The following is a 4024-nucleotide window of genomic DNA, read 5'->3' on the forward strand; positions in this document are numbered from 1 at the left end:
CCGGACTGTCCGGGTGTCTTACTCAAGGTTGGCACAGAGGGGTGGGTGTGGCTGACCCGAACGTGAGCTCGTGGGTGTGGCTGACCCGAACGTGAGCTCGTGGGTGTGGCTGACCCGAACGTGAGCTCGTGGGTGTGGCTGATGGGGTGCTTCCCGCCGCGCAGCAGGTGGTCCTCGCCGTCGTTGCGGGACGGTTCGATGTGCCTGAGGGCCGGCGGTCCGAGCAGGGGGAGGACCCGGAACCGGTTGTTGTCCTCGGGCATGGCGCCGGTGCCGCACTGCTGGAAGTGCGTGAGGCCCGACGCGAGCGGGTGGTCGTGGATCTGCGCCCGGGCGCCCTCGGTGGAGAGGTCGAAGCGGCCGTAGCCGGGACGGCTCAGGCCCGGATGACGCGGTTGCGACCCACCCGTGAGCCCGTCAGGACCTGGAGGGCGGCGACGGCGCCGATGCCGACGAACAGCAGCGGCCCGGGGCCGGTGAGGTCGCGCAGTGCCCCGGCGGCCATCAGGCCGGCCGCGGCCAGCAGATAGCCCACGGACTGGGACATGGAGGAGAGCTTGCTCGTCGTCGCCGGGTCCGCGGAGCGCAGCCCCACGAGCGAGAGGGCGATGACGAACGCGCCGCCGGTGCCCAGGCCGACGAGCACGATCCAGAGCGGTAGGAGGGAGGGCAGCAGCGTCATACCGACCACGGCGACGAAGGTGCACGAGGGCACGGTGACCGCGGCGAAGCGCTGGTTCCCGCCGATGCGCATCAGCGACGGCGCCGCGAGGTTGGAGACGATGCCCACCGCCTGGAAGAGGAAGAGGTGCCAGCCGGCGGTGGCGGGGTCGACCCCGAGGTCCTGCTCCATGGTCGGCAGCCAGTTCACGAGTGTGTAGAAGATCATGGACTGCAGTCCCATGAATGCCGCCACCTGCCACGCCAGGCCCGAGCGCCACACCGACACGGGCGGCGACTGCGAGTGGGGCGGTCCGCCGACCGGTGGGGCACCCGTCGTCGGCGTGGTTGTCGAGAGCGGCGACGGCTCGGTCACTCGTGGGAGGTGGATGGGCCCAGCGTTTGACGGCGGAAGGTTCGACGGCGGAGCGTCGAACCCTGGAGCGTCCGAACCCAGAATGGGCGCCGGTCGTCGGCCCGGCCGGCCGAGGCGGGGGAGCCACAGCACGAGCGCAACCACCATGAGCAGGGCCCAGACGCCCAGCGCCAGGCGCCAGGACCCCCACGCGGTGGCGATGGGCACCGCCAGGCCGGAAGCCAGCGCCGCGAACACCGACTGAGCCGCCGTGTACCCGGCCGTGGCGCCGGTGAGATGCATGGGGAAGTCCCGCTTCACCACGACCGGCATCAGGACGTTCCCGACGGCGACGGTCGCCCCGATCAGTGCGGTCCCCACCCACAGCGTCACCGACTGACCCGGGAGGGACCGGATGACCGTGCCCGCAGCCAGCAGGATCAGCGCGACCAGCACCGTCTGCTCGACGCCGAACCGTCGGCCGAGGGAGTGGACGATGGGCGAGACCACGCCGAACGCGACGATCGGCACTGCGGCGAGCGTGCCGAGCGCCGAGGCTGAGAGCCCGAGTTCGTTCCCGATCAGCGGGAGCACGGGCCCGACGGCGGTGATGACGGGGCGGAGGTTGGCCGCCATCACCAGGATCCCCGCCAGGAGCAGGCCCCGTGGGAGGCCGCGGTCACGTGCGAACGAACTCATCGGGCAAGCTCCTGACTCGGGTTTCACGCACCCGGGATCAGGTGCCCGCGGTGCTGGCGTCGGCGCCCCGGGCGGGCGGTGCTCTCAAACCGTACGCCAGGCCCGGCGGCCGGGCCTGGCGTCGACGCCGCACGGACTGTCCTGTTGCGTCGGGTGCGTCGGGTGCGTCGGGTGCGTCGGGTCGGGGTGCGGTCGGCATACGACGGCGCGCCTCGGCGAAGGGGGCCCGGGCCCGGTGCCGCGGGCGTACTCGGCAACGTCACGGGCTGCACTTTGGGTACACGCCCCGGGCTGCACTTTGGGTACACGCCGTCGGCTACAACTTGGGCACGATGCCGTGGGACATCTGGGCCACTGGCGGCAGCGCTGCCACACTCGTGAGTACCGGCACGTGCACGCCGGACGGGCGACGAGGAGGTCGGCCATGACCGTCAAGGGGTGGGGTCGAGAGCCTGGGCGTGGCTGGCGCCTGCCCGTGCTCGTCGGCGCAGTGGTTGGTGTTGTCGCTGCCTGCGGTGGGACGGAACCACCCGTCGAGGAACCGACGTCGGGGCCGACGTCGAGCGAGACGCCTTCGACCGCGGAGCCCACACCCGGACCCAGTGGGACGACGACGTCCGAGAACGTGGCTGTTCCGGTCTACTTCGTCGTGGACACCCGGGCCGGCCTGCGCCTGGCGCGGGAGCAGCACGAGATCACGGGCGATCCCGTGACCGCTGCCGTGGAGGCGATGATCGCCGGGGCGGCCGACCCCGACTACGCCACCACCTGGAACGCGGCCACCGAGGTGCTCGGCGTCGAGGTGGGGGACGACGTCGTCACGGTCGACCTGTCCGAGGACGCCCGGACGGCCGGGGTCGGCTCCGAGGGGGCCGCACTGATGATCCAGCAGCTTGTGTACACGGCCGCTGGTGCCGCTGGTGCCGCTGGTGCCGCTGGTGCCGCTGGTGCCATCGGTACTGCCGGCGCGGATCTACCGGTCGAGCTCACCATCGATGGGGAGCCCGCCGGGGAGCTCTGGGGCGCCGTCACGTGGGACGGGCCGGTCTCCGCCGCCGACCCACTCGACGTGCGGATGCTCGTCCAGATCGACGAGCCGGCGGAGGGGGCCGAGGTCGACTCGCCGGTGACCGTTGCCGGCGATGCTGCGGTGTTCGAGGCGAACCTGCCGTGGACGGTGCTTGATGGGAACGGTTCGGAGGCGGCGTCGGGCTTCACCATGACGGCGGAGGGGCAGACCTTTGCGCCGTACTCCTTCACCGTGGACCTCGAACCCGGGACCTACACGGTGGAGATCACCGAGGATGACCCGTCCGACGGCGCCGGTGGCACGCCGATGACGGACACGCGCACGATCACGGTGCACTGAGGCGCCCTCAGGTACCGCTGCCGTGGGCGGTGGAACTCCGAGCGCCCGCGGCTGGTCATGGCTGAAACTCGGTGTACTTCCTGTTCGAACCGCGAGCGAGCTCCACCGGGTACTTGGCTGTGTTCTTCGTGATCTTCGCGTGGACGGCCCCGTCGAGGTCGACGCCGAGGGCATCGGCGAGCTCGAGGACGTACGTGAAGATATCGGCCAGTTCATCGCCCAGTGCCTCACGGCCGGCGTTGTCCTCAGCCAGTGCACGCACCTCGTCGTCGGTGCGCCACTGCACGAGCTCCGCCAGTTCGCCCACCTCGCCCACGAGCGCGAGCGTCAGGTTGCGAGGACTGTGGAACTTGGCCCAGTCACGCTCCTCCGTGAAGGTCCGCAGGCGCTGCTGCACGTCGTGGAGGTCCATGACCAAGGTCTACCGCACTGTGGGGGAGCGCCGCACAACGCGGCGTGCCGCGTAAGCCAGCTGCTGCAGCCGTGGATCAACCGAGGCTGGCCGGTTCCGCCCCGGAGCCCTTCTCTGCCGCGCAGCGCGCCAGGACAGTGCGGTGACGAGCGGGCGGCCGGTCGGACAGCGTCGTGGCAGGCGGTCGGACGGTGCCGTGGCGGGCGGCCGGACGGTGCCGTGGCGGGCGGGCGGGCGGTGCGGTGGCGGGCAGGAGGTCAGTCGGACGGTGCGGTGGCGCGCGGTCGCTGCGGCGCCGGCCGTGTGGACAGGGAACCATGGCCACCTCCGACCCCGGGTGGGCACGCTGGGCCTGAGGCATTGCGCTCGGCCCCGACATGGCGTGACGCGGCTCACTACCATCCAGTTTGCGTGGGGGCCGAGCGATCACTAACGTTCATCTGGCCCGCTTGGGAGGTACGGACACTGTGGTGGCCGGTTCCGCGGGTAGCCCCTTTTTTGGTCGTGGTTTTGTTGTGGCTTTTTTGGG

The 4024-nt window shown here is 71.2% G+C and carries 3 protein-coding genes; 1 reads left to right on the forward strand and 2 read right to left on the reverse strand.

Annotation, left to right across the window (positions count from 1 at the left end):
* Positions 1–376: 376 nt before the first annotated feature.
* Positions 377–1714: an MFS transporter gene (locus ACYC1Z_RS14480; protein WP_461410223.1), complete on the reverse strand. Its 1338-nt coding sequence runs from the start codon at positions 1712–1714 to the stop codon at positions 377–379.
* A 625-nt stretch (positions 1715–2339) separates the two neighbouring features.
* On the opposite strand from ACYC1Z_RS14480, the gene ACYC1Z_RS14485 reads away from it, so the two are divergent.
* A complete protein-coding gene (locus ACYC1Z_RS14485) occupies positions 2340–3083 on the forward strand; it encodes a Gmad2 immunoglobulin-like domain-containing protein (RefSeq protein ID WP_461410224.1) in 744 nt (247 codons plus the stop codon).
* Between the two features lie 55 nt (positions 3084–3138).
* On the opposite strand, the gene ACYC1Z_RS14490 is transcribed toward ACYC1Z_RS14485, so the two are convergent.
* The gene (locus ACYC1Z_RS14490) at positions 3139–3495 is read right to left on the reverse strand and encodes a nucleotide pyrophosphohydrolase (protein WP_461410225.1); all 357 of its coding nucleotides are present in this window, start codon (positions 3493–3495) and stop codon (positions 3139–3141) included.
* Positions 3496–4024: the final 529 nt, after the last annotated feature.

The organism is Georgenia sp. (assembly GCF_054605595.1).

Excerpts from the sequence above, each read along its gene's own strand:
- ACYC1Z_RS14480 (WP_461410223.1), bottom strand. The coding sequence starts at position 1,714 with ATGAGTTCGTTCGCACGTGACCGCGGCCTCCCACGGGGCCTGCTCCTG.
- ACYC1Z_RS14490 (WP_461410225.1), bottom strand. The coding sequence starts at position 3,495 with ATGGACCTCCACGACGTGCAGCAGCGCCTGCGGACCTTCACGGAGGAG.